Source organism: Pseudoduganella violacea (genome assembly GCF_014191875.1).
Classification (GTDB): domain Bacteria; phylum Pseudomonadota; class Gammaproteobacteria; order Burkholderiales; family Burkholderiaceae_D; genus Rugamonas; species Rugamonas violacea_A.
In genome coordinates, this window is record NZ_JACHXD010000011.1 from 31541 (window position 1) to 55745 (window position 24205).

23 protein-coding genes and 1 tRNA gene are annotated in these 24205 nt (G+C 64.9%); 19 read left to right on the top strand and 5 right to left on the bottom strand.

All coding sequences use genetic code 11. The annotated features are described in order from the left end of the window. Positions 1-16 precede the first annotated feature (16 nt). The 5 genes from narI (at position 17) to FHS03_RS18765 (ending at position 5368) form a co-directional block, all read left to right on the top strand. Positions 17-700, top strand: a complete 684-nt coding sequence (gene narI / locus FHS03_RS18745; protein WP_050407264.1) for a respiratory nitrate reductase subunit gamma — start codon at positions 17-19, stop codon at positions 698-700. A gap of 10 nt (positions 701-710) precedes the next feature. Beyond that, positions 711-1457 carry a peptidylprolyl isomerase gene (locus FHS03_RS18750; protein ID WP_183442477.1) on the top strand — a complete coding sequence of 249 codons (747 nt, stop codon included), beginning with the start codon at positions 711-713 and terminating at the stop codon, positions 1455-1457. A gap of 133 nt (positions 1458-1590) precedes the next feature. Beyond that, positions 1591-2565 (top strand): GTP 3',8-cyclase MoaA, encoded by a 975-nt coding sequence (gene moaA, locus FHS03_RS18755; RefSeq protein WP_183442478.1) that lies wholly within the window; start codon positions 1591-1593, stop codon positions 2563-2565. A gap of 182 nt (positions 2566-2747) precedes the next feature. Beyond that, positions 2748-4688 (top strand): type IV pili methyl-accepting chemotaxis transducer N-terminal domain-containing protein, encoded by a 1941-nt coding sequence (locus FHS03_RS18760; protein WP_183442479.1) that lies wholly within the window; start codon positions 2748-2750, stop codon positions 4686-4688. 20 nt (positions 4689-4708) lie between these two features. Continuing rightward, entirely contained in the window at positions 4709-5368 is a 660-nt protein-coding gene (locus tag FHS03_RS18765) for a response regulator (RefSeq protein WP_050407268.1), read from the top strand. Positions 5369-5500: 132 nt separating this feature from the next. Here the strand turns inward: FHS03_RS18765 and FHS03_RS18770 are convergent, their stop codons facing one another. After that, positions 5501-5755 (bottom strand): heavy-metal-associated domain-containing protein, encoded by a 255-nt coding sequence (locus FHS03_RS18770; RefSeq protein ID WP_176347632.1) that lies wholly within the window; start codon positions 5753-5755, stop codon positions 5501-5503. Positions 5756-6000: 245 nt separating this feature from the next. Between FHS03_RS18770 and FHS03_RS18775 the strand changes: the two genes are divergently transcribed. Continuing rightward, positions 6001-7203, top strand: a complete 1203-nt coding sequence (locus tag FHS03_RS18775) for an NnrS family protein (RefSeq protein WP_183442480.1) — start codon at positions 6001-6003, stop codon at positions 7201-7203. 66 nt (positions 7204-7269) lie between these two features. After that, complete coding sequence (locus tag FHS03_RS18780) at positions 7270-8547, top strand: PepSY-associated TM helix domain-containing protein (protein WP_183442481.1); 1278 nt, start codon at positions 7270-7272, stop codon at positions 8545-8547. On the opposite strand, the gene FHS03_RS18785 is transcribed toward FHS03_RS18780, so the two are convergent. Continuing rightward, positions 8544-9803: a D-amino acid dehydrogenase gene (locus FHS03_RS18785; protein WP_183442482.1), complete on the bottom strand. Its 1260-nt coding sequence runs from the start codon at positions 9801-9803 to the stop codon at positions 8544-8546. The genes FHS03_RS18780 and FHS03_RS18785 overlap by 4 nt on opposite strands. A 259-nt stretch (positions 9804-10062) precedes the next feature. Between FHS03_RS18785 and FHS03_RS18790 the strand changes: the two genes are divergently transcribed. The 7 genes from FHS03_RS18790 to FHS03_RS18820 all read left to right on the top strand — a co-directional run bounded on the left by FHS03_RS18790 (position 10063) and on the right by FHS03_RS18820 (position 16121). Next, on the top strand, positions 10063-10347 hold the full coding sequence (locus tag FHS03_RS18790) for a KTSC domain-containing protein (protein ID WP_183442483.1): 285 nt from the start codon (positions 10063-10065) through the stop codon (positions 10345-10347). A gap of 12 nt (positions 10348-10359) precedes the next feature. Further along, on the top strand, positions 10360-10743 hold the full coding sequence (locus FHS03_RS18795; protein WP_183442484.1) for a DUF2750 domain-containing protein: 384 nt from the start codon (positions 10360-10362) through the stop codon (positions 10741-10743). Positions 10744-10818: 75 nt separating this feature from the next. Further along, the gene (locus FHS03_RS18800; RefSeq protein ID WP_183442485.1) at positions 10819-11766 is read left to right on the top strand and encodes a LysR family transcriptional regulator; all 948 of its coding nucleotides are present in this window, start codon (positions 10819-10821) and stop codon (positions 11764-11766) included. Then, positions 11763-13103, top strand: a complete 1341-nt coding sequence (locus tag FHS03_RS18805; protein WP_183442486.1) for a DUF3422 family protein — start codon at positions 11763-11765, stop codon at positions 13101-13103. The genes FHS03_RS18800 and FHS03_RS18805 overlap by 4 nt, the downstream gene beginning before the upstream one ends. A gap of 93 nt (positions 13104-13196) precedes the next feature. Then, positions 13197-14396, top strand: a complete 1200-nt coding sequence (locus FHS03_RS18810) for an esterase-like activity of phytase family protein (protein ID WP_183442487.1) — start codon at positions 13197-13199, stop codon at positions 14394-14396. Between the two features lie 113 nt (positions 14397-14509). Then, on the top strand, positions 14510-15121 hold the full coding sequence (locus FHS03_RS18815; protein WP_183442488.1) for a glutathione S-transferase family protein: 612 nt from the start codon (positions 14510-14512) through the stop codon (positions 15119-15121). 10 nt (positions 15122-15131) lie between these two features. Continuing rightward, entirely contained in the window at positions 15132-16121 is a 990-nt protein-coding gene (locus FHS03_RS18820) for a pyridoxamine 5'-phosphate oxidase family protein (RefSeq protein ID WP_221208184.1), read from the top strand. Between the two features lies 1 nt (position 16122). Here the strand turns inward: FHS03_RS18820 and FHS03_RS18825 are convergent, their stop codons facing one another. After that, positions 16123-16524 (bottom strand): response regulator, encoded by a 402-nt coding sequence (locus FHS03_RS18825; protein WP_183442490.1) that lies wholly within the window; start codon positions 16522-16524, stop codon positions 16123-16125. Next, positions 16514-17020, bottom strand: coding sequence for a GAF domain-containing protein (locus tag FHS03_RS18830; protein WP_183442491.1), 507 nt, complete (start codon positions 17018-17020; stop codon positions 16514-16516). The genes FHS03_RS18825 and FHS03_RS18830 overlap by 11 nt, the downstream gene beginning before the upstream one ends. 165 nt (positions 17021-17185) lie before the next feature. Here FHS03_RS18830 and FHS03_RS18835 point away from each other — a divergent pair, with 165 nt between their 5' ends. From FHS03_RS18835 to FHS03_RS18845, 3 genes are all read left to right on the top strand, one after another. Further along, positions 17186-17851 carry a DUF6683 family protein gene (locus FHS03_RS18835; RefSeq protein ID WP_183442492.1) on the top strand — a complete coding sequence of 222 codons (666 nt, stop codon included), beginning with the start codon at positions 17186-17188 and terminating at the stop codon, positions 17849-17851. Between the two features lie 99 nt (positions 17852-17950). Continuing rightward, complete coding sequence (locus FHS03_RS18840) at positions 17951-20359, top strand: penicillin acylase family protein (protein ID WP_183442493.1); 2409 nt, start codon at positions 17951-17953, stop codon at positions 20357-20359. A gap of 74 nt (positions 20360-20433) precedes the next feature. Further along, entirely contained in the window at positions 20434-21363 is a 930-nt protein-coding gene (locus FHS03_RS18845; RefSeq protein WP_183442494.1) for a sensor domain-containing diguanylate cyclase, read from the top strand. 170 nt (positions 21364-21533) lie between these two features. On the opposite strand, the gene FHS03_RS18850 is transcribed toward FHS03_RS18845, so the two are convergent. Further along, on the bottom strand, positions 21534-23168 hold the full coding sequence (locus FHS03_RS18850) for a Na+/H+ antiporter (RefSeq protein WP_050407286.1): 1635 nt from the start codon (positions 23166-23168) through the stop codon (positions 21534-21536). Between the two features lie 188 nt (positions 23169-23356). On the opposite strand from FHS03_RS18850, the gene FHS03_RS18855 reads away from it, so the two are divergent. After that, positions 23357-23432: transfer RNA gene (locus FHS03_RS18855), tRNA-Gly, on the top strand. 77 nt (positions 23433-23509) lie between these two features. Further along, positions 23510-24070 carry a GNAT family N-acetyltransferase gene (locus FHS03_RS18860; protein WP_183442495.1) on the top strand — a complete coding sequence of 187 codons (561 nt, stop codon included), beginning with the start codon at positions 23510-23512 and terminating at the stop codon, positions 24068-24070. The last annotated feature ends 135 nt before the right edge of the window (positions 24071-24205 follow it).

Genomic DNA, 24205 nt, shown 5'->3' on the forward strand with positions numbered 1-24205 from the left:
AATAGAGGAGATACAAATGGACTATCTACACCAATTCATTTTCGGGATTTATCCCTATATCGCGCTGGCGATCTTCCTGCTGGGAAGCCTGATCCGCTTCGACCGCGAGCAATACAGCTGGAAGTCCGAGTCGAGCCAGGTGCTGCACCGCGGCAGCCTGCGCATGGGCAGCACCCTGTTCCACATCGGGATCATCGGCCTGTTCTTCGGTCATGCGGCCGGCCTGCTGACCCCTGTGTGGGTATGGGATGCGCTGGGCGTGCCGCACGGCGCCAAGCAAGTCTTCGCCATGGCCGCCGGCGGCGTGATGGGCAGCATGTGCCTGATCGGCATCCTGCTGCTCCTGAGCCGTCGCCTGGGCAACGACCGCCTGCGCGCCGTCACGACCGTGAAAGACAAGATCGTGCTGCTGTGGATCTTTGCCACGCTGCTGCTTGGCCTGTCCACCATCTTCGTCTCGGCCTCGCACCTGGACGGCCACATGATGGTGCAGCTCATGAGCTGGGCCCAGCACGTGCTGACCTTCCGCGGTGACGCCGCCAGCTTCGTGGCCGACGCGCCGGTGCTGTTCAAGCTGCACCTGTTCATGGGCATGTCGCTGTTCGTGATCTTCCCCTTCACCCGTCTGGTGCATGTGTGGAGCGGTTTCGGCGCCGTGGTGTATCTGCGCCGCGCATATCAACTGGTGCGTCCGCGCTAAGGAGTCAAAGATGGGAATTGCTGTCAACGGAATCGATATCAGCGATCGAGAGATTGAGGCCGAGCTGCCGCACCACCAGGGCGCCGCCAACCCGCTGAAAAGCAGCGTGCATGAGCTGGTGCTGCGCAGCGTGCTGCTGCAGGAGGCGCAGCGCCTCGGCCTGCCGGGCGAAGATGAGGACGACCGCATCGAAGCCCTGTTCGACCAGGAAGTGAAAGTGCCGGAAGCCGACGAGGAAGCCTGCCTGCGCTACTACGAAGCGCAACGTCAGCGCTTCATGCGCGGCGAGCTGGTGGAAGCGCGCCACATCATGTTCCAGGTGGCGCCGAACGCGCCGCTGGAACTGCTGCGCGACACCGCCGGCGCCATCCTGGAGGAACTCAAGGAGCGTCCGGAGCGCTTTGCCGAACTGGCGACCCAATATTCCAACTGCCCGTCCGGCGCCATCGGCGGCAGCCTGGGACAGCTGGGACGCGGCCAGACCGTGCCGGAATTCGACAGCCTGCTGTTCCGCCTCGCCCCCGGCGAGCTGCATGGACGGCTGCTGGAAACCCGCTTCGGCCTGCACATCGTCCAGGTGATGCGCCGCATCGACGGCTATCTGCTGCCGTATGAAACCGTCCGCGCCCAGATCGCCGACGAGCTGTCGCGTCAGTCCTGGCAGCGCGCCCTGCACCAGTACCTGCAGATTTTGGTGGGCAAGGCGCAGATCGAAGGCATCACGCTGGAAGGCGTCGCCAGCCCGCTAGTCCAGTAGCAAAGGGCAGGGTAGCGAAATGCGATTTAGAGGCCGGCTAGTTCTTTTGGATTAGCCGGCCTAGTTCATCCTGGGCGATGGCAAGAGCGGGATGGACCGATACAATTCTCCTGTGAGATATGAGGAACCCGAGATGTTAAGCGACCGGTTTGGACGGTCCATCGACTATCTGCGCGTGTCCGTGACCGACCGCTGCGATTTGCGTTGTACCTATTGCATGCCCACGGGATTCAAGGGGTTTGAAGACCCGCCCGACTGGCTCACCTTTGACGAAATGGAAAGGGTGATCGGCATCTTCGCCCGCCTTGGCACCTCGCGCGTGCGGCTGACGGGCGGCGAACCGCTGATGCGGCGCCGTCTGCCGGAACTGGCGGCGCGGCTGGCGGCGCTGCCCGGACTGCGCGATTTATCGCTGTCCACCAACGGTACCCAACTGGCGCGGCATGCGGCCGATTTGCGCGCCGCCGGCGTCGCGCGGCTGAACGTCAGCCTCGATTCGCTGGACCGCGACTGCGTGGCCAAAATCACGGGGCGCGACTGCCTGCCCGATGTGCTGGAAGGCCTGAAAGTGGCCAAGGCCGCCGGCTTCGCCCCCATCAAGATCAATATGGTGGCCATGCGCGGCGTGAACGACGCCGAAATCGACGATCTGGTCGCCTTCTGCATCGAGAACGAATTCGTGCTGCGCCTGATCGAAGCCATGCCGATGGGCGAAACCGGACGCAATGCGGCGTACATGGGACTGGAACCGGTGCAGGAAAGGCTGCGCAAGCAGTTTGGTCTGGTGCCGCAGGCGGTGGAATTGGGCGGCGGTCCCGCGCGTTATCTGGCGACCGGGGATGGGCGCGCGAGCGTCGGCTTCATCACCCCGATGTCGCAGCACTTCTGCGCCAGCTGCAACCGCATCCGCATGTCGGTCGACGGCACGCTCTACCTCTGTCTTGGACAGGAAGAAAAATTTGAACTGCGCCCCCTGCTGCGAGGAGGCGCCAGCGACGCCGATCTGGAGCACGCGATCCGCCAGGCCATCGAACTGAAGCCACAGCAACACGACTTCACCCGCCAGCCCGGCAAGATCATCCGCTTCATGTCCCAGACCGGCGGCTAGCGCCACAGCGAAGGCTTGATCTGCCTCAAAGAATGTCCACCCTGGTGTCAGGCACCGGAACCGGACATTTTTTGAGAAAAATCAAAGAATGTCCCACCCTGGTGCCTGACACCAGGGTGGGACATTTGTTGATTTAGCTCAAAGCTAGGGCGTGTATACTGGGCTGTAGAGGAGAGTTTGGGATGGTGAATAGTCCGGTGTTGCCTGCTTGGCAAAAGTTGTCGACGAAATTGGTAGGGGCTTTGCTGCTGTTTTTGGCGGCGGCGCTGACTGTTATCGGGTCGACGCTGTTTTTGTCCTGGCAGCTGGAGGGGAGCGCGGCGGCGATCAATGATACGGGCAGCCTGCGCATGAACAGTTATCGGCTCAGCGCCTTGCTGGGCCGCCTGGAAACCGGCGATGAATTGGGCCTGGTGCGCAATGCGGCAACGCAGCAGATCGGCCGCATCGACGGCACGCTGGCCTTGCTGCGCCAGGGCGATCCTCAGCGTCCGCTGTTCCTGCCGCCGAACACGAAAATCCGCAACAGCTTCTCGACCATTACCCGCCATTGGCAGGACGGCTTGCGCCCTATGTCGCGCGCTATCCTGGCGCAGGAGGTGGCCGATCCGGATGCGATCCGCACCTTCCAGAAAGAGGCCGACCAATTCGTGGCCCAGGTGAATACGCTGGTCAAATTGATCGAGCAGGATAGCGAGCTGCGTACCTTCTGGTTGCGCGGCTCGCAGCTTGCCTTGCTGGGCCTCGCGCTGGTGACGACGATCAGCATCATCTTCCTGCTTTTCAGCCTGATTATCGAGCCGGTCACGCGCCTTTACGAGGGCATGAGCCGCATGCGCGAGGCGCAGTTTGAGGTGCGCCTGGACGTGGACAGCGACGATGAATTCGGCCAGCTGGCGCAAGGCTTCAACCAGATGGGCGACCGCCTGCAAGACCTGTACGGCAATCTGGAGGCGCTGGTCAAGGTCAAGACCCAGGCGCTGGAAGAGCAGAACCGCGAGTTGGCATTGCTTTACGATTGCTCGGCCTTCTTGCAACGTCCGCAGCCGGCGGAGGAGTTATGCGAAGGCTTCCTGCACCGCATCAGCGAATATTTCAAGGCCGATGGCGGCTCGGTGCGCATCATCGACGCTCAGCGCGGCAATGTGCATATGCTGGTGCATCACGGCGTTTCGGACGAACTGGTGGAATCGGAGCATTGCCTGAAGGTGGGCGATTGCCTGTGCGGCGAGGCGGTGGAAAAGCGCATCGCCGTGGTCCACGATATGCGCCGCATCGACCAGGCGCACGAGAAGCAGTGCTACCGCGAGGGCTTTGTCACGGTTTCGGTCTTTCACATCTTCGCCCATGGCCAGCATGTGGGCTTCTTCAACCTGCACTTCCGCCAGCCCAAGGTATTCAACCCGCACGAGAAGGAGCTGCTGGAGACGCTGGGCCAGCAGCTTGGCATCGCCATCGAGAATATGCGCCTGGCGACGCGCGAGCGCGAAATGGCGATTTCGGAGGAACGCAACCTGGTGGCCCAGGGCCTGCACGACAGCATCGCCCAAGGCCTGAACTTCCTGAACCTGCAGGTGCAGATGCTGGAGCAGTCGCTCAAGCAGGGAGAAATCGGCGATGTGGCTGAAATCGTGCCCCAGCTGCGCGCCGGGGTGCAGGAGAGCTACGAGGATGTGCGCGAGCTGCTGCACAACTTCCGCAGCAAGCTGGCCGAGGGCAGCCTGACCGGCTCCCTGGAGACGACCATCGACAAATTCCGCCGCCAGACCGGCATCGAGGTCGATCTGATTTCGGACGGCGAGGGCGCGCCTTTCCCGCGCGAGCAGCAATTGCAGCTGCTGTTCATCGTCCAGGAAGCCTTGTCGAACGTGCGCAAGCACGCGATGGCGACCAAGGTGGAAATCGGCCTGCAGGACCATCAGGACTTTTCGCTCTCGATCCACGATAATGGGCGCGGCTTCGACGCCGCGACCTTGTCGGCGAAGAGCGAGGAACACGTGGGCATCCACATCATGCGCGAACGCGCGGCGCGCATCGGCGCCGAGCTGGATGTGCGTTCCAGTGTGGGCTTGGGCACCACGGTGCAATTGACTTTAGCGCGCGCCCAGCGCCGCGCGGCTTAATTTATAACAGGAGACAGTATATGGAGCAGGCGGACAAACCCATTAGCGTTTTGCTGGTGGACGACCATACCTTGTTCCGCAGCGGCATCAAGTCCCTGCTCACGCGGAACGCCGAGTTCCAGGTGGTGGGCGAGGCGGCCGACGGTGTGGAAGGCATTAAACGCGCGCAGCAACTGCAGCCGGACGTGATCCTGCTGGATCTGAACATGCCGGGCATGTCGGGCGTGGAGACGCTGCAGCTGATCCTGCAGGACTGCCCGGATAGCGCGGTGGTGATGCTGACCGTGTCGGAAGACGCGCAAGACCTGTCGGTGGCGCTGAAGGCCGGCGCCAGCGGCTATCTGCTGAAAAATATCGACACCGATTACCTGATCCGCGCCATCCGCCGCGCAGCCGCCGGCGAAACCGTGGTGGCCGAGGCGATGACGGGCAAGCTGGTGGCGCAGTTGCAGGGCGGCGCGCCGGCCGCCTCGGAGCTGGACAAGCTGACCCCGCGCGAGAAGCAGATCATCGCCTGCCTGGCCCAGGGCGAGAGCAACAAGTCCATCGCGCGCACGCTCGACCTGGCGGAAAGCACGGTCAAGATCCACGTGCAGAACGTGCTGAAAAAGCTCAACCTGAGCAGCCGCGTGCAGGCGGCCGTCTACGCCGTCGAACACCGCCTGCAAGCCGACCGCTAACGCCGCCTACAGCCGAGTCCGTGTCCACCTTGGTGCCTGGCACCAAGGTGGACACGGACTGAGCACTAGGGACGAAAAAACGGCGGCACGCGGCCGCCGAAAGATACGACAAATGGAACTGTTTGCGGGCGCTTAGCCGCCGCAGCAACCGCCGCAGCAAGAGCCGCTGGAGGCGCCTTCGGGTTGGGCTGGGTAGCCGGCGCGGCTCAGCTGGTCGGCCAGGATTTGCGGCGAGACGACGGCGCCGTCGTATTTGATTTCAGCTTGGCCGCGCGCGGTGGTGATGTTGATGGCGGAGACGCCTGCCATCGCTTGCAGGGTGGCGGCGACGGCTTGGGCTTTTTCGGCGTCGCTCATGCCGACGATGTTCAGTACAGTGGTTTGCATTCTTGCTGCTCCTGTTGATCGGATAAGTGGGGCTGGAAGGATGGGACTCGCATGCCTTCAGCGCATGGATGCAAGCGTAAGTCAGCACGGCGCGCGCGTCGAGGGCTGGCGGGCTTCTACAGCCGGTATATTTGATTTCCTTAATTTGTATCATCCTTTTGTCCGGCGCCGCTTCACAAGCGCCGGGACGCCGCCCACAATCTTGACTGTCGCGGCGCAATGCCGATGCTCGTCTGGAGTGCCTTATGAGTCTCATGCAAGTAGAAGAACCCGAACCCGTCCCACGCAGCGGCGGGCTGTTTGGACACCCGGTCTGGAATCTGGGTTTCCGTCCTTTCTATCTGGCCTCGGCCCTGCTGGCGGCGCTGGCGGTGCCGCTTTGGCTGGCGCGCTATTACGGCTGGCTGCCGGTGCTAGCCAAGGTCGATCTGGCCTGGCATATGCACGAGATGATTTTCGGGATGGCGATTGCCGTGGTGGTGGGCTTTCTGTTCACGGCGGGACGCAACTGGACCGGCTTGTGGACGCCGGTGCGCGGCCATCTGGCGGCGCTGGTGGCGCTCTGGCTGGCGGGGCGCGTGGCGCTGCTGACGGTGGGCGGCGCGGTGGGCGCGCTGGTCGACCTGCTGTTCCTGCCTTGCGCCATCTGGCCGCTGTGGCAGGTGATGCGCCGTTCGAAAAATAGCCGCAACTATATGTTCGTGGTGCTGCTGTCGCTGCTGACGCTGGCCAATGCGCTGTACCACGCGGTCTGGCTGGGTTGGTTGTCGCTGCCGCTGATGGCGCCCGCACATGGCGCGATCCTGATGATTGTGCTGATCGAATCGCTGATCGGCACGCGCGTGATCCCCATGTTCACCCGTAACGGCGCGCCCGGCACGGTGCCGAAAGTGGTGCCGACCCTGGACAAGGTGTCGGTCGGCCTGCTGATCGCCTCGGCCCTGGCCTGGGTGGCCGCGTTGCCCGGCTGGCTGGTGGCGCCGCTGTGCGTGGCGGCCGGCCTGGTGCTGCTGTATCGCCTGGCCGGTTGGCAACCGCAGCGCACCGCGCGCGTGCCGTTGCTGTGGGTGCTGCACCTGTCCTATGGCTGGATCGGCGTCGGCTTCACCCTGCTGGCGCTGGCCGCGCTGGGCATGGTGAGCGCCAGCGCCGCCTTCCACGCCTTGACCGTGGGTTCGATGGCTGGCCTGATCATCGGCATGATGACGCGCACGTCGCTGGGCCACACCGGCCGTCCGCTGCTGGCGGGCCGCACCGAGTTCTGGATGTATATGGCGATCCAGGTGGGCGCGGTGGCGCGCGTGCTGGCTTCCCTGCTGACGCAGCCGGAATTGCGCGAAGGCTTGATGGTGCTGGCCACCGTTGGCTGGACGCTGGCCTTCTGGCTCTTCCTGGCGAAATATGCGCGCTATCTGGGCCAGCCCCGCATCGACGGCAAGGAAGGTTAAATCTGCTTGGTGGAAATGCGTATAATTCTCATTTCCACCCATTTGGCAGAGTAAGCAATGCAAGGCATGAGCGCCGCGAAGGATGCGGCAGAGGTAGCAAGAGGCGGCCCGCAGGCAGCGGTCGCGCCGGCGCCGCGGCGGGCGGCGCATCCCGCCCGCAAGCCAGGACGGCTGGCGCGCGCCAAGGATCTGCTGCGCACCGTCCACCTTTGGCTGGGCCTCGTCTTCGGTTCGGTGTTCGTGGTGCTGGGATTGACCGGCGCCGCCATCGCTTGGCTGCACGAAATCGACCACACCCTGAACGCGGACCTGATGCGGGTCGCGCCGCCGCCCGGCATGCAAGCCGGCGCGCCGCTGCCGGTCACGCCGGCCATGGTGCAGGCGGTGCATGAGCGTCTGCTGAACGATCCCGCCTACGGCAAGGCCACGCAGATCATCTTCCCCGGCGAAGCGGGGGAGGTGGCGGTGGCCTGGTATAAGCTGCGCCCAGAAGGAACCTATTGCCTGCAGCAGTTCCGGCAGGTGATGGTCGATCCCTTCACCTTGCGCGTGACGGGCGAGCGCGTATGGGGCGAGCTGGGATTTTCGCGCCAGCTCCTGATGCCGACCTTATTCCATCTACACCGTTATCTGGTGGCCGGCGAAACCGGCAAGATGCTGATTGCCACATCTGGCGTCGCGATGCTGGGGGTGGCGCTGAGCGGCCTGTTTGTCTGGTGGCCGAAAGCCACGCGTTCGGCATGGCGCATGGCGCTGACGGTGCGCCATGGCGGCTCCTGGCCGCGCTTCAATTTCAGCCTGCATCGCGCGGCGGGCTTTTTTGCCGTGCCGGTACTGCTGGTGCTGGGCTTCTCCGGCGCGCATTTCAATCAGCCGGCGTGGATCGCGCCGGTAATCAATGCCGTAGCACCCTTGCCGCCGGCCGGCAAGGCTGTCAACCGCAGCGATAAGTCGCTGCCGCTGATCGCGCCGGCCGATGCGGTGCGGGCCGCGCAGGCGGCGATTCCTCAGGGACGGGTGTCGCGCTTAAGCCTGCCGGCCAAGGCCGACGCGCCCTACGAAGTGCGTTTGCGCCAGCCCGGCGAACTGCGCGAAGGCGATGGCGCTACCCGCGTCAGCATCGATTCGCGCAGTGGCGACGTGCTGAAGATGGCCGATCCCCTGCGCCCGCAAGGCGGGGAGGCGGTGGTGAACTGGCTGTTCCCATTGCATAGCGGAGAAGCGTTCGGCACGGCGGGACGGGCTTTCATCAGCGTGTTTGGCCTGATGCCCCTGGTCTTCTTTGCGACGGGACTGGTCATCTGGAGCAAGCGCCGCCGCGCCAAGCACAAGGGCCGGCACTAAGCGAAGCCCGGGCGTAGCGCGGCGCTGGACGCGCCCTGGCCCAGCGCTTGCTCGATGATGTCGCCCACCATATCGGCCGTGGCGGCGGACAGCGTCCAGCCCAGGTGTCCGTGGCCGGTATTGTAGAAAACGCAGGGCGCCTTGCCCCGTCCCACGCGCGGCATCAGATTGGGCATCATGGGCCGCAGGCCGGCCCACGGCACCACGCTGCGCGTATCCACATCCGGGAAGCATTGCCTTACCCAGTCGACCAGCGGCTGGATGCGGTCGGCACGGATGTCCCGGTTAAAGCCATTGAATTCAGCACTGCCCGCCACGCGCAGGCGATCCGCGCCGAAGCGGCTGGCCACCAGCTTGGTGGCCTCGTCCAGCAGGCTGACATTGGGCGCGGCGCGCCGGCTGCCTTCGTCCTGCAGATTCACCGTGATCGAATAGCCTTTGACCGGGTAGACATTGACATGGTCGCCCAGGGCGGCGGCGAAGGCGCGGCTTGCCGTGCCGGCGCAAATCAGAACGCCGTCGAAAACAGCGGTGGCGGCGTCGCCATCGCAAACGGCGGTGACGCGGGCGCGCCCGCCGTCCACGGCGACTGAACGCACATCCTGGTTGCAGCGAATCTCCACGCCCAGGCGCTCGGCGGCTTGCGCCAGGCCGGTGGTGAATTTGTGGATGTCGCCGCTGGAATCGCTCTCGGTGTAGAAACCGCCGTAATAGCTGCCCGCCAGCGCCGGCTCGATGGCGCGCATTTCCTCGGACGTGACGGCATGGCGCTGCAAGCCGCCCTGGGCCAGCAGCCGGCTCACCTTGGCGGCGCGCTCGAAGCCGGCCTGGTCGCGGTAAATGTGCAGAATGCCTTCGCGTTTCAGGTCGAAGTCGATATTTTCCTCATGCGCCCAATGGAACAGGTGCTCGCGCGCGGCGATCGCCATTTGGACCGTGGCGATGGTGTTCTCGCGATAGCGCGGAATGGCGGCGATGAATTCGGCGAACCAGGACAGCTTGTGCCAGCTGGGCTTGGGATTGACCAGCAGCGGCGCGTCGCTCCTGAACATCCAGCGCATGCCTTTGGCGATGATGGACCAGTGGTTCCACACTTCGGAATGGGAGGCTGAAAGCTGGCCGCCGTTGGCGTAGGAGGTTTCCATCGCAGGGTAGCGCTGGCGTTCGAACAGCGTGACCTGGAAGCCGCGTTTGGCGAGGGCATAAGCGCTGGTGACGCCGGTAATGCCGCCGCCGATGACTGCAATGGTCTTCATAAACGATGTCGCTTCAGGCGTCTGGAGGCGTGGAGGGCGCGAAGCGGAGAGGTTCCGGGCGCCGGCTCCATCGGCGCCGGCCTTTGCGGGGCCGAACATTTCCGATACTGCGATGGCTTGCGGCCACCGCGCAAACGGCATGGCCGCTTGCTCGCGGAGCAGGATAGCGCAGTTTGTCAAAATGGAAAAGACATTTCGCCGTCTCGCCATATGGTCTTATGATATCGTCCGATGCTGCAGCACTGAACAGGAGTCAAGCATGGAAATGAAACGTATCAACGCAGGCAAACTGCGCGCCATCGGCTACGAGCCGCGCGAACGCCAGCTGCGGGTGGAATTCGATGACGGCAGCGCCATCGATTACTCGGGCGTGGGCGCCGAAGTCTGGCGGCGCTTGTCGACCTCCGCGTCGGCATGGAGCTACTACCGCGACAATATCGAAGAAGAATTCAGCGGCCGCCGTGGTGTCGCCAAGGCCGAGAAAAAGTCCCTGGCCGCGCTGGAAGACCTGTTCCGCGCGCCGGACGAGGACAAGGGCGTTTGAATGGGCCAACCGATGCACCCCAAAAAATTCGCCTCCTTGCTGGCAGCTCCGGGACCGGTGCGCTTCGACCATCTGATCGCGCAGGCCGCCGATAGCGAAACCTTGTGGGGACTGAAGAACGAAAAGGGCTGGGTTTCCCTCTCCGACAATGCGCAGGCGACCGGCTTCGCCGTCTGGCCGCATCCCGATTTTGCCAAGGCCTGTGCCACGGGTGACTGGTCCGATTGCGAGCCGGCGGTCATCGATATCTACCGCTTCGTCGAAGACTGGCTGCCGGATATGGCCGGCAAGGGCTTGTCGATTGCGGTCTTCCCGACTCCCGCCATGCGCGGTGCGTGGATTGCGCCCGCTGAACTGAAGTCCTGCCTGGAAGAAGAACTTGCACAATACGAGTAGCGCGCGAAGCGAACGCCGGCGCCTTCCCTAAAACCTAGAGTCCGGTTTCAATATGGGCAATGTTATGATTTGCTCATGGATACCCTCAACCCGAACTGGTTCTTGCGGGCGCGCCTGAAGACGCGGCAATTGCTGCTCTTGATCGCGCTCGATGAGCAACGCAATATCCACCGCGCCGCCGAGACGCTCCACATGACGCAGCCGGCCGCCTCCAAGCAGCTGAAGGATCTGGAGGAAATGCTCGACGTGCGCCTGTTCGAGCGCCTGCCGCGCGGCATGGAGCCGACCATCTATGGCGAAACCATGATCCGCCATGCGCGCATGGCGCTGACCAGCCTCTCGCTGGCGCATGACGACGTGCTGGCGCTGAAGTCCGGCCTGGGCGGCCAGGTTGAGGTAGGATCCATTATGACTCCCGGCATCACCCTGCTGCCGCAAGCCATCGCGCGCGTGAAACAGCACGCGCCGCTGCTGCGCATCGGGGTGCGCCTGGAACCGAGCCATGTGCTGCTGGAGCAGTTGGAACAGGGCACATTGGATTTCATGATCGGCCGCATCGTGGAACGCGATAACGGCTCCGGCCTGATCTACGAGGAACTGACCGAGGAACCCTCGTGCGTGGTCGCGCGCGCCAGCCATCCGCTGCATGCCGCGCAGGACTTGCAATTGAAAGACCTGGCTAGCCAGCCCTGGATACTGCCGCCGCAAGGCAGCGTCCTGCGCAACCGCTGCGATATGATGTTCCGCCGCGCCGGCCTGGAACCGCCGGCCAATGTGGTCGACACCACGGCACTGCTGCTGGTCACTGCGCTGCTGCAGCAGACCGACGCCGTGCACGTGATGCCGGCCGCCGTGGCGCAGCATTATGTGGCGACGGGCGTATTGGGCATCCTGCCGATCGCGCTGCCATGGAAGATGGACGCTTTCGGCATCATCCGCCACCACGACCATTTGCTGTCGCCCGGCGCCGACCTGCTGCTGCAGGCGGTGCGCGCGGCCGCCAAGGAAATCTACAGTCCATGACCATCGTCTATTCGAGCCTGAACCACGCGCTGCGCGTGCCGCTCGCAGCGGAAATCCACTCGCGTCCCTTTCTCAAGCTGGACGCGCCCGAACTGGTCTCCCACTTCGCCGTTTATGCCGATCCCGATCAGCAGACCAGCAACGCCGGCGCCCAGCATGCGCTGCTGGCCGATCTGTGCGCGCATTTCGGCGTGGCCGCGCCGGGCGCGGACGCCAGCTATTTTTTTCATGACTTCGGCCGCTTCCGCCTGAAATGGGAGCTGCATACCGAGTTCGCCACCTACACCTTCGCCGAGCATGTGGAACATTCGCCGCCGCTGGCGCAGTCCTTCGAAAGCATGCCGATCCGCCATCTGCCGCAGCAATGGCTGCTTGGCCTGTACGGCAAGCTGATGGTGGCGGCGCACGTGGCGCTGGACCGCAGCGCCGCCTCGTCCGAGGTGTTTGCCAAGGCCTTGCAATCGGTCTTCGAAAGCGCCGGGCTGGCTGGCAGCCAGTTGCAGCATGGCGGCGAGCTGTGGACCGATTTCGTGATCCAGTCCGATGGCTTCAGCCGTTTCGTCATACGAGAAGGCGCGATGCGCCAGCAGCAGGCCGGCCGCCTGGTGCAGCGCGTGCTGGAAATCGAGACTTACCGCATGATGGCCATGCTTGGCCTGCCGTATGCGCGCCAGGCCACGCCGGCCCTGAACGCCATCGAAGGCCAGCTCGTGACCTTGGCCGCCGCCATGGTGCAGTCGGATGGCGCGGCCGGCGACGGCATGGCCACCGATGGCGCGGTGGAGCAAGCCTTGCTGGAGCAGATCACCCACCTGGCGGCGCGCATCGAGAAGCTGTCGCTGGAGAACAGCTACCGCTTCGCCGCTTCCAAGGCTTACTTCCGGCTGGTGAATGCGCGCATCGAGGAATTGCGCGAAAGCCGCATGGAAGGCATTCCCATGGTGCAGGAATTCATGGACCGGCGCCTGCGTCCGGCCATGGACACCTGCCAGGCCGTCGCGCGGCGGCAGGAAGCGCTGGCGCGCCGCATCGCCAACAGCAACGACCTGCTGCGCACGCGGGTCGGCATCGTGCAGGAAGCGCAGAACCGGCAGATCCTGCAATCGCTGAATGCGCGCGCCCTGCAGCAATTGCGGCTGCAGCAGGCGGTGGAAGGCTTGTCGGTCGCCGCGATTTCATATTATGTGATCGGCCTGGCCGGTTACTCGGCCAAAGGCGCGAAAGCTGTGGGCTGGGTCGGCAGTCCCGAGCTGGTGATGGGCATTCTCGTGCCCTTCGTCGCCGCAGCCGTCTGGCTCTCCCTGCGCAATATGCACAAGCGCCTGCGCAAGTCATAATGGCAGAGCCTGTGTCCGATTGGGGTCTGACCCCAATCGGACACAGGCTCTGCCATCAGGTGGGGCGATCGTTATTTTGAATGGATTGGTGATATGAGAAAAATTGGCTGCTTGCCGGCTTTGCTGGCGGCGTTGGTATTGAGCGGTTGCGTGACGGCGGGCGGGCCGCCGCCTTCGGGACCGGTGCGGGGCAAGGTGCATGTGCCGCCGGATATTCAGGCGGCGCGCGGCGAACGCGCCATCGGCAGCCTGCGCCTGATCGGCGAGCAGCGCATCGCGCATCGCCAGCAGTTCGCCGGGACGACGGTGGGCGGCTTGTCCGGCGCCGATTACGATGCGCGCAGCGGCGACTGGGTGCTGGTCAGCGATGACCGCTCGTCGATCAATCCGGCGCGCTTTTACCGGGTCAAGTTGCATTTCGACGCCGGCACGTTCGCGCCGGTGACGGTCACGCAGGTGGACTATTTCCTGCAGGCCGACGGCACGACCTATCCGAATGCGGGCGTGGCCGGCGGCGATGTGCCCGATCTGGAGAGCATCCGCGTGGATCCGCTCGACGGCAGCATCTGGTATGCCAGCGAGGGCGAACGGCGGCGCGGCCTGGACCCGTATCTGCGCCATGCCGCGCGCGACGGCAAGCTGCTGGGCAGCCTGCCTTTGCCGGAGATGTTCAAGGTCTACCCCGGTCGCGAGTACGGGGTGCGCGAGAACGCGGCTTTCGAGGGCTTCTCGTTCGCGCCGGACGGCAAGTCGCTTTGGCTGGCGCTGGAGGCGCCGCTCTATCAGGACGGCGCCCTGCCGACGCCGCAGAAAGGGGCGTTGACGCGCTTGAGCCGCTTCGACCGCCATGGCGCGCTGCTGACGCAGTATGCCTATCCGATCGAGCCGATTGCGCAGGCGCCCGCGCCGGGCAAGGAAGCCGATAACGGCATATCCGAAATCCTGGCCGTCGACGACAGCCGCCTGCTGGTGCTGGAGCGCGCCGGGGTGGAGCAGGCCGACGGCAGCTACCTGAATTTCGTGCGCCTGTACGAGACGGATACGGCGGCCGCCAGCGATGTGCGCGATGTGCCGTCCTTCCTGAATGCGCCCGAGGGCAGCGTGCGGCCGGCGAGCAAGCGCCTGCTGCTGGATCTGAATTCCCTGGGCCTGCCGCGCGTCGATAATCTGGAAGCCGTGGCTTGGGGACCGCGCCTGGCCAATGGCCATGAGACCTTGCTGCTGGTCTCAGACGATAACTTCCGCCGCGCCCAGGTCACGCAATTCCTACTGTTCGAGGTGCTGCCGCCCTGATTTCAGAATTCCATTTGGTGGAATAGTGAATTCTATCTGGCGCATATTCTCTCGCGCTGGGAAACAATGCACACTGCTGCTTATCGCAACCGTGTCCATGAAAGGGATTCGCCATGAAGCTGTATTACCACCCGCTGTCCGGCCATTCTCATCGCGCCCACCTGTTCCTGTCCCTGCTCAAGCTCGATTTCGAGCTGGTGCTGGTGGACTTGCTCAAATCCGAGCATAAAGCGCCGGACTTCCTCGCCAAGAATTCCTTCGGCCAGTTGCCGGTGCTGGAAGACGAGGGCGAATACATCGCCGATTCCAACGCCATCCTGGTCTACCTGGCCAAGCGCTACGGCGACGCCAGCTGGTTGCCGGAGACGCCGCAGGGCGCGGCGGCGGTGCAGCGCTGGCTGTCGGTGGCGGCGGGCGAAATCGCCTTTGGCCCGGCCACGGCGCGCATCATCAACTTGTTCAAGCGTCCGCAAGACCCGGCCGACAGCATTGCGCGCGCCCACCGCATCCTGGCCCTGATCGAAACCAGCCTGGCGGGCCGCGAGTGGATCGCCGCCGCCACGCCGACCATCGCCGATGTGGCACTGTACAGCTATATCGCCCGCGCTCCCGAAGGCAATGTCGATCTGGCGGCCTATCCCCAGGTGCGCGCCTGGCTGGCCCGGATTGAAGCGTTGTCCGGCTTCGCGCCTTTCGTCAAATCGCCGGTCGGCCTGGCTGCCTGAGGAGCGCGCCATGAATGACAGGGCAGGCATTCCGCAGGACGACACAGCTGAAGCTTCGCCCTGGCATGCGGGCGAACAGGCGATCCAGCGCAGCATCGGCGCGGCCGAGCGCATGGACGAGGTGGGGCGCAAGGTCATCCGGCGTTTCATGCCGGAGCAGCACCGCCAGTTCTTCCCGCAACTGCCCTTCATCGTGGTGGGAGCGGTGGATGGCGCGGGTGATGTCTGGGCCACGCTGCGCGCCGGCGAAGCGGGCTTTCTGCAATCGCCCGATCCCGAACATTTGAGCGTGCGGTTGGGCCGCGCGCCCGACGATCCGGCCGATGCGGGCATGGAGGAGGGGGCGGCCATCGGCCTGCTCGGCATCGAGCTGCACACGCGCCGCCGCAACCGCTTGAATGGCCGCGTGCGGGGCCGCTCGGACCAGGGCTTCATGCTCGATGTGGATGAATCCTTCGGCAACTGCCCGCAATACATCCATGTGCGCGACTTCAGCTTCACGCGCGCCATCGATGCGCCGGCGCCCGAAGCGGCGCGCCGGCTGCCCGGTCTGCGCCTGCCCGGCGCCGGCGATCCGGCCGATAGCGCCGCCGCCGTGCGGGCCGCGCGCCGCCTGATCGAGGGCGCCGGCACTTTCTTTGTCGCCAGCTATGCCGACCAGGGCGCGCGCCGCGTCGACGTGTCGCACCGGGGTGGGGCGCCGGGCTTTGTGCACTTGGCGGAAGACGGCACACTGAGCGTGCCCGATTACGCCGGCAACCGTTTCTTCAGCACCCTGGGCAATATGCTGCTGAACGGGCGCGCCGGCCTGGTCTTCCCCGACTTTGCCAGCGGCGGCCTGCTGCAGATGAGCGGCGAGGTGGAAATCGAATTGGACGCGCAAAAAGCGGCAGCGGTTTTCGCCGGCGCGGAGCGCATGTGGCGTTTCCGTCCGCGCCGGATCGTCTGGCGCGCGCAGGCGCTGCCGCTGCGCTGGGATTTGCGCCGCCTGACGCTGTAACTCAGGCGACGGATGCCGCTTCCAGCGCGCCGAAGGCGTCGAGCAGGGTGCGGGCGCGGAAGGGTTTGACGATGATGCGGTCGATCTGTTGCAGGCGCAAGGTGCCGAGCAGTTCGGCCGTGCAGCGTTCGGTCATCACGGCGATCGGCATGCTGGGGCGGCTCACGCTGCCGCCCTCGCGCACCTGGGCCACCAGGCTCAGATCATAGGCGGCGTCGGAATCGATGGCGATCACGGCGCCGTCGTATTTTTCTTCCTTGAGCAGCTGGCGTGCCTGCTGCACGCTGGCCGCTTCGCGGATTTCGGCCATGCCAAGGCTGCGCGCGGTCAGGGCGACCGTCCGCCGCAGCATGGCTTCCGGCTCCACCAGCAACATGCGGGGCGTCGCGCTTTTATCCGGCATGGCGTGCCTCCGATTTGATCAGTTCCTGCACCGCCAGGCTGCGCAGGGTGGACAGAATGGCCAGCTCGATGCCGTCCAGCGTGCGCGGCCGGGTATCGATGATGCACAGGGTGCCCAGCGCATAGCCCGAGGGCAGGATCAGCGGCGCGCCGGCATAGAAACGGATGTGCGGTGGCCCGCTCACCAGCGGATTGTCGTGAAAGCGCGCATCGTCCAGCGCATTCGGCACCACCATGATGTCGCCGCGCATGATGGCGTGGCCGCAGAAGGAGATATCGCGTCCCGTTTCGCAAGTCGCACCGAGGCCGATGGCGGCCTTGAACCACTGCCGGTCGGTATCCACCAGGGAGATCAGGGCGATGGGAACGTCGAATTCCGCCGCTGCGAAGGAAACGATCTTGTCGAAGCGCTCCTCGGGTAGCGTGTCGAGTATCAGCAAGGCGAGCAAGGCGCTAAGCCGCTCGGCTTCATTGTCGGGCATTGGCGCAGCTATCATCGTCGCAGGGCGCACGGCGCAAAGTGGCTGATCGATCTACTGTAACAGAGATCCATGCCGCGTCGCGCCATGTAAGGTGCAAGTGTTGCATGCGCCGAAAATCGCTGTATCGGCCGCGTTTTCTTGTTTATTCTTCATCGCTTCCCGACCTGTGAGGAGAGAGCGATGAAACACATCGTGCTATTCATGATGCTGATGGCGGGCGTCACGCCCTTGAGCTATGGCCAATGCTGCGGCTTCGGCATGAGCTACAACAATGTGGTGGTCTGGCCTGCGCCGGACTTGCGTCTACCCGTGGCCGAGGAAAAAGCGGCGCACAAGACGGTGGCGCCGGCGGTGTCCCGCGCCAAACCGGCGGTCGAGGCCAATGCGCAGCAACTGTCGCTGCACTTCCCGCCGGATAAGCGCGCAGAGATGGCGCGGATCTATGTGCAAAGCATGGATATTTACCTCAAGATCGAAAAGAAAATGGGCTGGACGCCACGCGATCTGGCCGGCGGCCTTGCCGCATTTGTAGTGGGGAATTACATGGTGCTGAAGAATACTGAAGTCTCCGATGAAGCCTTCGCCGCCGTGGCACGCCAGTTCCGCGCCCAGGCCGGCTTGCGCGAACTCGGCAAAAAACAGGACCAGGAAAAACTCCGCGATGTTTTCGAACAGAGCGCCATGCTCGGCACCTTTATGGCACTGGCGCACAAATCGCACCAGCAGCAGCCGCAACCACCGGATGTGTACGAGAACATGCGCAATTCGGCCCAGGAAAGCTTGAAACTGGTGCTGCGCACCGATCCCGCCACCTTGCGCATTGACGCCAGCGGCATTCGCCCTTAGTCCGCACGCGCGGCTTAAGGCTATTTACAAATTTTTCCCCGCGCCGCCATTGGATTTCTGGCAAGATTCCACCTGGGTTAATCTAAGCTGGAGAAGGCTATGGCCGTGAGGAGCGCAGGCGGTGTGGGACGATGGGTGAAACGCGGCGTGCTGTTGTTGCTGGCGCTGCTGGTGCTGGCCTTGCTGGCAGCCTGGTTCTTCCTGCGCGGCAGCCTGGCCCAACTCGACGGGCGGCGCACCGCGGCGGGGTTGACGGCCACCGTCACCATCGCGCGCGACGCCCAGGGCGTTCCCACCATCTCGGGCAGCGACCGGCTCGATGTCGCCTACGCCACCGGCTTTGTGCACGGCCAGGACCGTTTCTTCCAGATGGACTTGTTGCGCCGCGTGGCGGCCGGCGAACTGTCCGAACTGTTCGGCCCCAAGGCGCTGGTGGTGGACCGGCCTAACCGCCTGCACCGCTTCCGCGCCCGCGCCGAACAGGCTGTCGCCGCCATGGCCCCGGCCGACCGCGCCCTGCTGGAACGCTACGCGGCCGGCGCCAATGAGGGCTTGAACGCGCTCGGCACCCGTCCTTTCGAATATGGCTTGATCGGCCTGAGCCCGCGCGCCTGGACGCCGGCCGACTCCCTGCTCGTGATCTGGGCCATGTACTTCGACCTGCAAGGCCGGCTGGAAGCGCGCGAGCTGGCGCGCGGCTGGCTGCGCGACAACAGCTCGGCCGAGCAATTGGCCTTCCTGTTGCCCGAGTCGACCGCCTGGGATACGCCGCTCGATGGCGTGGCGCCGCCGCCGCCCGCGCCGCTGCCCGAGCGCGCGCCCGGCTGGTGGGGCAAGTCGGCCGCCAAGAATGGCGATGAGGTGGCCGCCATCGATTTCGTCGACTCCGTAGGCAGCAATAACTGGGCGCTGGCGGGCAGCCGCAATGGTGGTGGCGGCGCCATCGTGGCCGACGATATGCACCTTGGCATCAAGCTGCCGAATACCTGGTATCGCGCGGTGCTGGCGATCCCCGACGCGGCCGGCGGCACGCGCCGTTTGGTCGGCGTGACCTTGCCCGGCGCCCCGCTGATCGTGGTCGGCAGCAATGGCCGCGTAGCCTGGGGCTTTACCAACAGCTATGGCGATTATCTGGACTTGATCGCGGCCGAGGAGGACGCGGCGAAACCGGGGCAGGTCAAGCTGGCCGGCGGCGACTGGGAAAAGCTGGTGGTGCGGCAGGAAACCATCCTCGTCAAAGGCGCCGCGGCGGAACCATTGACGGTGCGCGAAAGCTCGGCCGGGCCGCTGCGCCAGGCGGGTGGGCGCACTTACGCCGTGCATTGGACGGCACACGCGCCGGGTGCGGTCAATGTGAATATGCGCAAGCTGGAGGCGGCCAATAATCTGGACGAGGCGCTGGCCATCGCCGCCACCATGGGCATCCCGGCGCAGAATTTCGTCGGCGGCGACGACAAGGGCAATATCGGCTGGACCATTGCAGGCCTGCTGCCGCGCCGCGCCGCGCCCGGCCTGGCCTCGACCTTCCCGCTGGCGGCGGACACGGTGGGCGTGGGCTGGTCCGGCTGGCTGGCGCCGCAGAACTATCCGGTGGTGCGCAACCCGGCCAGCGGCCAGCTGCACACGGCCAACAGCCGCCAACTGCTTGGCCCCGGCGCGGAGCTGCTGGGCGACGGTGGCCTCGATCTGGGCGCGCGTTCGCAGCAGGTGAGCGCCAGCCTGAAAGCGCTGGGCGCCCAGGCCGACGAGCGCGCCGTGTATGGCGTGATGCTGGACGACCGCGCCCTGTTTATGGCCGGCTGGCGCGAGCGCGCGTTGGCGGCGCTGGCCACGCCGGGCGCCAGCAGCGATCCGAAACGCGCCGAACTGGTCCGCCTGCTGAAAACCGGTTGGAGCGGCCACGCCAGCGTCGATTCCACGGCTTACCGCATCACGCGCGGCTTCATGTGGTCGTTGTACGAGCTGCTGTATGGCGCCGCTAACGCCGATCTGCACAAGCTCGACGAGGAAGCGCGCATCTCCACCGCCACGGCGCGCTGGCCGGCGGTGCTGGCGCGCTTGCTGGACGAGCAGCCGCCCGGCTGGTTGCCTTCGCAGTACGCCAGCTGGACGGCGCTGCAACTGGCGGCCCTGGACCGCACAGCGGCCGAGCTGGCGCCGGACGGCAAGCCGCTGTCGGCCGCGACCTGGGGCGCGCGCAACACGGCCGGCATCGCCCACCCGATCGCCGGCGCCGTGCCGGCGCTGCGCCAGTGGCTCAGCGTGCCGCCCGACCAACTGCCCGGCGACAGCAATATGCCGCGCGTGGCGGGGCGCACTTTTGGCCAGTCCGAACGGCTGACTGTGTCGCCGGGACGCGAAGAGCAGGGCATCTTCAATATGCCGGGCGGGCAGAGTGGCCACCCGCTGTCGCCCTTCTTCCTGGCCGGGCACGAGGATTGGGTCAAAGGCAGGCCAACGCCGCTGCTGCCCGGTCCCGCGCAATATCTGTTGACCCTGACCAAATAGCCTTGCCGCCGGCTTTGGGTGCATAATGCAGGCTGGTCGTCTGCATCTTGAACTCAATCCCCGGCGAGGCAAGCATGGTCAACGATTTTGCCGCAGCATCCAGGGCCACCATGGCCTTCCTGCGCGAGCGGCTCGGTTTTCAGCTCTGGATGGTGACGCGCACCGAAGGCAACGACTGGATTGTGCTGCACACTCTGGACCAGGGTTACGGCGTCACTCCCGGCAAAGTGTTTTGCTGGTCCGACTCCTTCTGCTCGCGCATGGCGCAAGGTTTGGGACCGAATATCGCGCCCCAGGCCAGCGCCGTGCCGGCCTACGCCGCCGCCCCGATCGGGCAGCAGGTGCCGATCGGCGCCTATGTCGGCGTCCCGCTGCGGCGCGCCGACGGCAGCCTGTTCGGCACCTTGTGCGCCATCGATCCCGAACCCCAGCCCGAACGCATCCGCGAAGAGCAGCCCATGCTGCTGCTGCTGGCCGAGCTGCTGAGCGGCCTGCTCGAAAGCGAGTTAAGCACCGCCGACGCCGTGCGTCGCGCCGAACGGGCCGAAGTCGACGCCACGCGCGATGGCATGACCGACCTCTACAACCGGCGCGGCTGGGACATGCTGCTGGCGCGCGAGGAAGAGCGTTGCCGGCGCTACGGCCATCCGGCCTGCGTGGTCTCGCTCGACCTGGACGACCTCAAATTCATCAATGACACCCAGGGCCACGCGGCTGGTGATCTGCTGCTGCGGCGCGCCGGACAAGCCATGAGCGAAGTCACGCGCGCCTCTGACGTGGTGGCCCGGTTGGGCGGCGACGAATTCGCCATCCTGATGGTCGAATGCGACTATTTCGACTCCCAAGCCATGCTGCAGCGCCTGCAAGAAACCCTGGCCGGGCACGGCGTACGCGCCTCGCTCGGCATGGCCATGCGCAAATCCGGCTACGACCTGCAAGAAGCCTTCGAAATGGCCGACGCCGAAATGTACCGCTCCAAGCGCAACCGCAAAGTCCTCAACTAAGCCGCACCTTTGATCTGCATCAGGCAATGTCCCACCCTGGTGTCAGGCGGGGCCGCCGAGGCACCAGGGTGGGACATTCTTTGCGCTAGATCAAAGAATGTCCGACCTCCGTGCCTGACACCAGGGTGGGACATTGTTTGCGCTGGGTCAAAGCGAGGGGGCGGCGATGTTTAGCGGTAGCGCGCTTCGGCCAGGTCGAGTTCGCGCACCAGTTTGCGCGACAGCTCGTCGGACAGGCGGTCGTGCCGCGCCAGGTTGAAGATGGCGCGCCGTTCGGCCTGCAAGGCCGCCAGACGCAGCGCGCGCTCGGCCTGGTCGCGCTTGCGGAACTTGACCGCGTCGTCGCCCAGCGAGGTGCCGACATTCAGGCGATGCTGATAAAGGGCGATCACGCGCGCCGCCGCTTGCGGATAGACTTCCGGATCGGCGCTGAGCGGCATCAGTTCCACCTGGGCCGCTTCGATGGCGACGATGGCGGCGGCCGCCGCTTCACGCCGCGCCAGATCTTCCTGCTGCTGTTCGGCCGGTTCGCGCGGGAATTGCATGCCGGCCAGCAGGCGCGGCAAGCCGATGCTGGCGGCCAGCAGGGAAATCAGGATCACCGCGCTGGCCAGGAAGATGGTCAGGTCGCGCGCCGGAAACGGCGAGCCGTCGGGCAGGGTCAGGGGCAGGGTCATCACGCCGGCCAGCGTGATGGCGCCGCGCACGCCGGCCAGCGAGGTGGCCAGCAACAGGCGCCAATGCGGACGCTGCGCATGCTCGCCGCGTTTGCCCTTCTTGTACAGGGTGATGCGCAGCGTGGCCCAGACCCAGATGAAGCGCAGGGCCAGCAGGCCGAGGCTGACGCTGAAGGCGTACAGCACCAGCCACCAGGGATTCACATGGCCGCTCTGCTCCAGCGAGGCGCGCGCGCCGTGCAGGATGTCGGGCAGTTGTTCGCCCAGCAGCACGAACATCACGCCGTTCAGCGAGAATTGCACCGTGTCCCACACTGCCGAGCGCTGGATGCGGGTCGCCGCCAGCGTGTGGCCGCTCAGCTCCACATAGCTCATGGCGATGCCGGCCGCCACCGCCGCCAAGATGCCCGAAGCGTGATAGTGCTCGGCCACCATATAGGCGCCGAAAGGAATCAAGAGGTTGACAAGAATGGGCGAACCATTCGGTTCGCCGAAATGGCGGGTCAGCCAGCGCTGCACCCAGGTCACGATGACGGTCGCGCCCAGGCCGATGGCGACGCCGGCGCCGGCCAGCCAGAGGAAGGTGATCGAAGCCTGGGCCACGGAAAACGCGCCCGTCAGCGCCGCCGCCACGGCAAAGCGGAAGCACACCAGGCCACTGGCGTCGTTGAGCAGGGATTCGCCTTCGAGGATATGCATCAGGCGTTTGGGAATCGGCGCGCGCGAGGCGATCGAGGAGACGGCCACCGGATCGGTGGGCGAGACGATGGCGGCCAGCGCAAACGCCACCGCCAGCGGCATGGCCGGAATCAGCAAGTGGATCAGATAGCCCGCACCGAGCACGGTGAACACCACCAGGCCCAGGGCCAGCTCCAGGATCACCACCTTATCGCGCAGCAACCCGCTTTTCGGGATGCGCCAGCCGTCCAGGAAGAGCAGGGGCGGCAGGAAGAGCAGGAAAAAGATTTCAGGGTCCAGCGTGACGCCATGGCCGGTAAACGCGGCGATCAGCGCGCCCAGCGCAATCTGCACCAGCGGCAACGGCAGCGACACCGGCAGCAAGCGCACCAGGTAGGCGCTGGCAATGACGGCCAGCAGCATGGCCAAAACGATTTCGATCGACTCCATTGAACCCTATAGAAAAATCCCGCGCGGCGCGACGGCGAGCCACATTATATAGTCGACATCCTTGCCCCTGGTTAAAGCCGAGTCCGTGTCCACCTTGGTGCCAGGCACCAAGGTGGACACGGACTCGGCCGCAGCGGAAAATGGGGCTGGCATTTTGCCAGCCGTTCTGTCATAATCATGCCTCGTTTGCGGGAATAGCTCAGTTGGTAGAGCGCAACCTTGCCAAGGTTGAGGTCGAGAGTTCGAGACTCTTTTCCCGCTCCAAAATTCAGAAAAAAGGAAGCTTCGGCTTCCTTTTTTGCATTCCGGCGCCGGAACATCGACAATGTTATACTGAAGACATGCTTCTTTCCTGCGCCAATCCCGAGCTGCACACGCCCCGCCTCTTGCTGCGCAAATTCGCCGCCGGCGATTTCGATGGCTTCCGCGCGTATCGCTGCCTGCCCGAGGTCTACCGCTTTCTGTACAACGATCCGCCCGAAGGCGAGGCGATGCGCGCATGCTTTGAAACCGTGCGCACCGCGCCTTTCGCGGCTGATGGCGACAAGCTGACGCTGGCTGTGTGCCGCCGCGAGGATGGCGCCGTGGTCGGCGAGGTATTGCTCAAACTGGGCAACAAGGCTGCCTTGCAAGGCGAGCTGGGCTATGTGTTCAATCCAGCCTTCGGTGGCCAGGGCTTCGCGCTGGAGGCGGCGCGCGCCATGCGCGATTTCGGCTTTGGCGAACTGGGTTTCCACCGTATTTTTGCCCGCCTCGACACCATGAATGCCGCCTCGGCCCGCATTGCCGAAAAACTAGGCATGCGGCGCGAAGCACATCTGCGCCAGAGCAACCGGCATCAGGGCGTGTGGGGCGACGAATTCATCTACGCGCTGCTGCGCAGCGAATGGGATGCTGAATAAAAGCCGCTGCCCATTTTGCTATCGATTTGGCTAGATGGGTTGATTTTTCTGCACGCCAACTGTTGTATCTGCCCCCGCAATCCGATTTCACGCTTGCTCTGACTGGCTGTATCTGCAGGCATGCCGTTATACTGC

Bases quoted from the DNA above. Each gene is read 5' to 3' on its own strand.
- narI (WP_050407264.1), top strand. From the start codon at position 17: ATGGACTATCTACACCAATTCATTTTCGGGATTTATCCCTATATCGCG.
- FHS03_RS18750 (WP_183442477.1), top strand. From the start codon at position 711: ATGGGAATTGCTGTCAACGGAATCGATATCAGCGATCGAGAGATTGAG.
- moaA (WP_183442478.1), top strand. From the start codon at position 1,591: ATGTTAAGCGACCGGTTTGGACGGTCCATCGACTATCTGCGCGTGTCC.
- FHS03_RS18760 (WP_183442479.1), top strand. From the start codon at position 2,748: ATGGTGAATAGTCCGGTGTTGCCTGCTTGGCAAAAGTTGTCGACGAAA.
- FHS03_RS18765 (WP_050407268.1), top strand. From the start codon at position 4,709: ATGGAGCAGGCGGACAAACCCATTAGCGTTTTGCTGGTGGACGACCAT.
- FHS03_RS18770 (WP_176347632.1), bottom strand. From the start codon at position 5,755: ATGCAAACCACTGTACTGAACATCGTCGGCATGAGCGACGCCGAAAAA.
- FHS03_RS18775 (WP_183442480.1), top strand. From the start codon at position 6,001: ATGAGTCTCATGCAAGTAGAAGAACCCGAACCCGTCCCACGCAGCGGC.
- FHS03_RS18780 (WP_183442481.1), top strand. From the start codon at position 7,270: ATGAGCGCCGCGAAGGATGCGGCAGAGGTAGCAAGAGGCGGCCCGCAG.
- FHS03_RS18785 (WP_183442482.1), bottom strand. From the start codon at position 9,803: ATGAAGACCATTGCAGTCATCGGCGGCGGCATTACCGGCGTCACCAGC.
- FHS03_RS18790 (WP_183442483.1), top strand. From the start codon at position 10,063: ATGGAAATGAAACGTATCAACGCAGGCAAACTGCGCGCCATCGGCTAC.
- FHS03_RS18795 (WP_183442484.1), top strand. From the start codon at position 10,360: ATGCACCCCAAAAAATTCGCCTCCTTGCTGGCAGCTCCGGGACCGGTG.
- FHS03_RS18800 (WP_183442485.1), top strand. From the start codon at position 10,819: ATGGATACCCTCAACCCGAACTGGTTCTTGCGGGCGCGCCTGAAGACG.
- FHS03_RS18805 (WP_183442486.1), top strand. From the start codon at position 11,763: ATGACCATCGTCTATTCGAGCCTGAACCACGCGCTGCGCGTGCCGCTC.
- FHS03_RS18810 (WP_183442487.1), top strand. From the start codon at position 13,197: ATGAGAAAAATTGGCTGCTTGCCGGCTTTGCTGGCGGCGTTGGTATTG.
- FHS03_RS18815 (WP_183442488.1), top strand. From the start codon at position 14,510: ATGAAGCTGTATTACCACCCGCTGTCCGGCCATTCTCATCGCGCCCAC.
- FHS03_RS18820 (WP_221208184.1), top strand. From the start codon at position 15,132: ATGAATGACAGGGCAGGCATTCCGCAGGACGACACAGCTGAAGCTTCG.
- FHS03_RS18825 (WP_183442490.1), bottom strand. From the start codon at position 16,524: ATGCCGGATAAAAGCGCGACGCCCCGCATGTTGCTGGTGGAGCCGGAA.
- FHS03_RS18830 (WP_183442491.1), bottom strand. From the start codon at position 17,020: ATGATAGCTGCGCCAATGCCCGACAATGAAGCCGAGCGGCTTAGCGCC.
- FHS03_RS18835 (WP_183442492.1), top strand. From the start codon at position 17,186: ATGAAACACATCGTGCTATTCATGATGCTGATGGCGGGCGTCACGCCC.
- FHS03_RS18840 (WP_183442493.1), top strand. From the start codon at position 17,951: ATGGCCGTGAGGAGCGCAGGCGGTGTGGGACGATGGGTGAAACGCGGC.
- FHS03_RS18845 (WP_183442494.1), top strand. From the start codon at position 20,434: ATGGTCAACGATTTTGCCGCAGCATCCAGGGCCACCATGGCCTTCCTG.
- FHS03_RS18850 (WP_050407286.1), bottom strand. From the start codon at position 23,168: ATGGAGTCGATCGAAATCGTTTTGGCCATGCTGCTGGCCGTCATTGCC.
- FHS03_RS18860 (WP_183442495.1), top strand. From the start codon at position 23,510: ATGCTTCTTTCCTGCGCCAATCCCGAGCTGCACACGCCCCGCCTCTTG.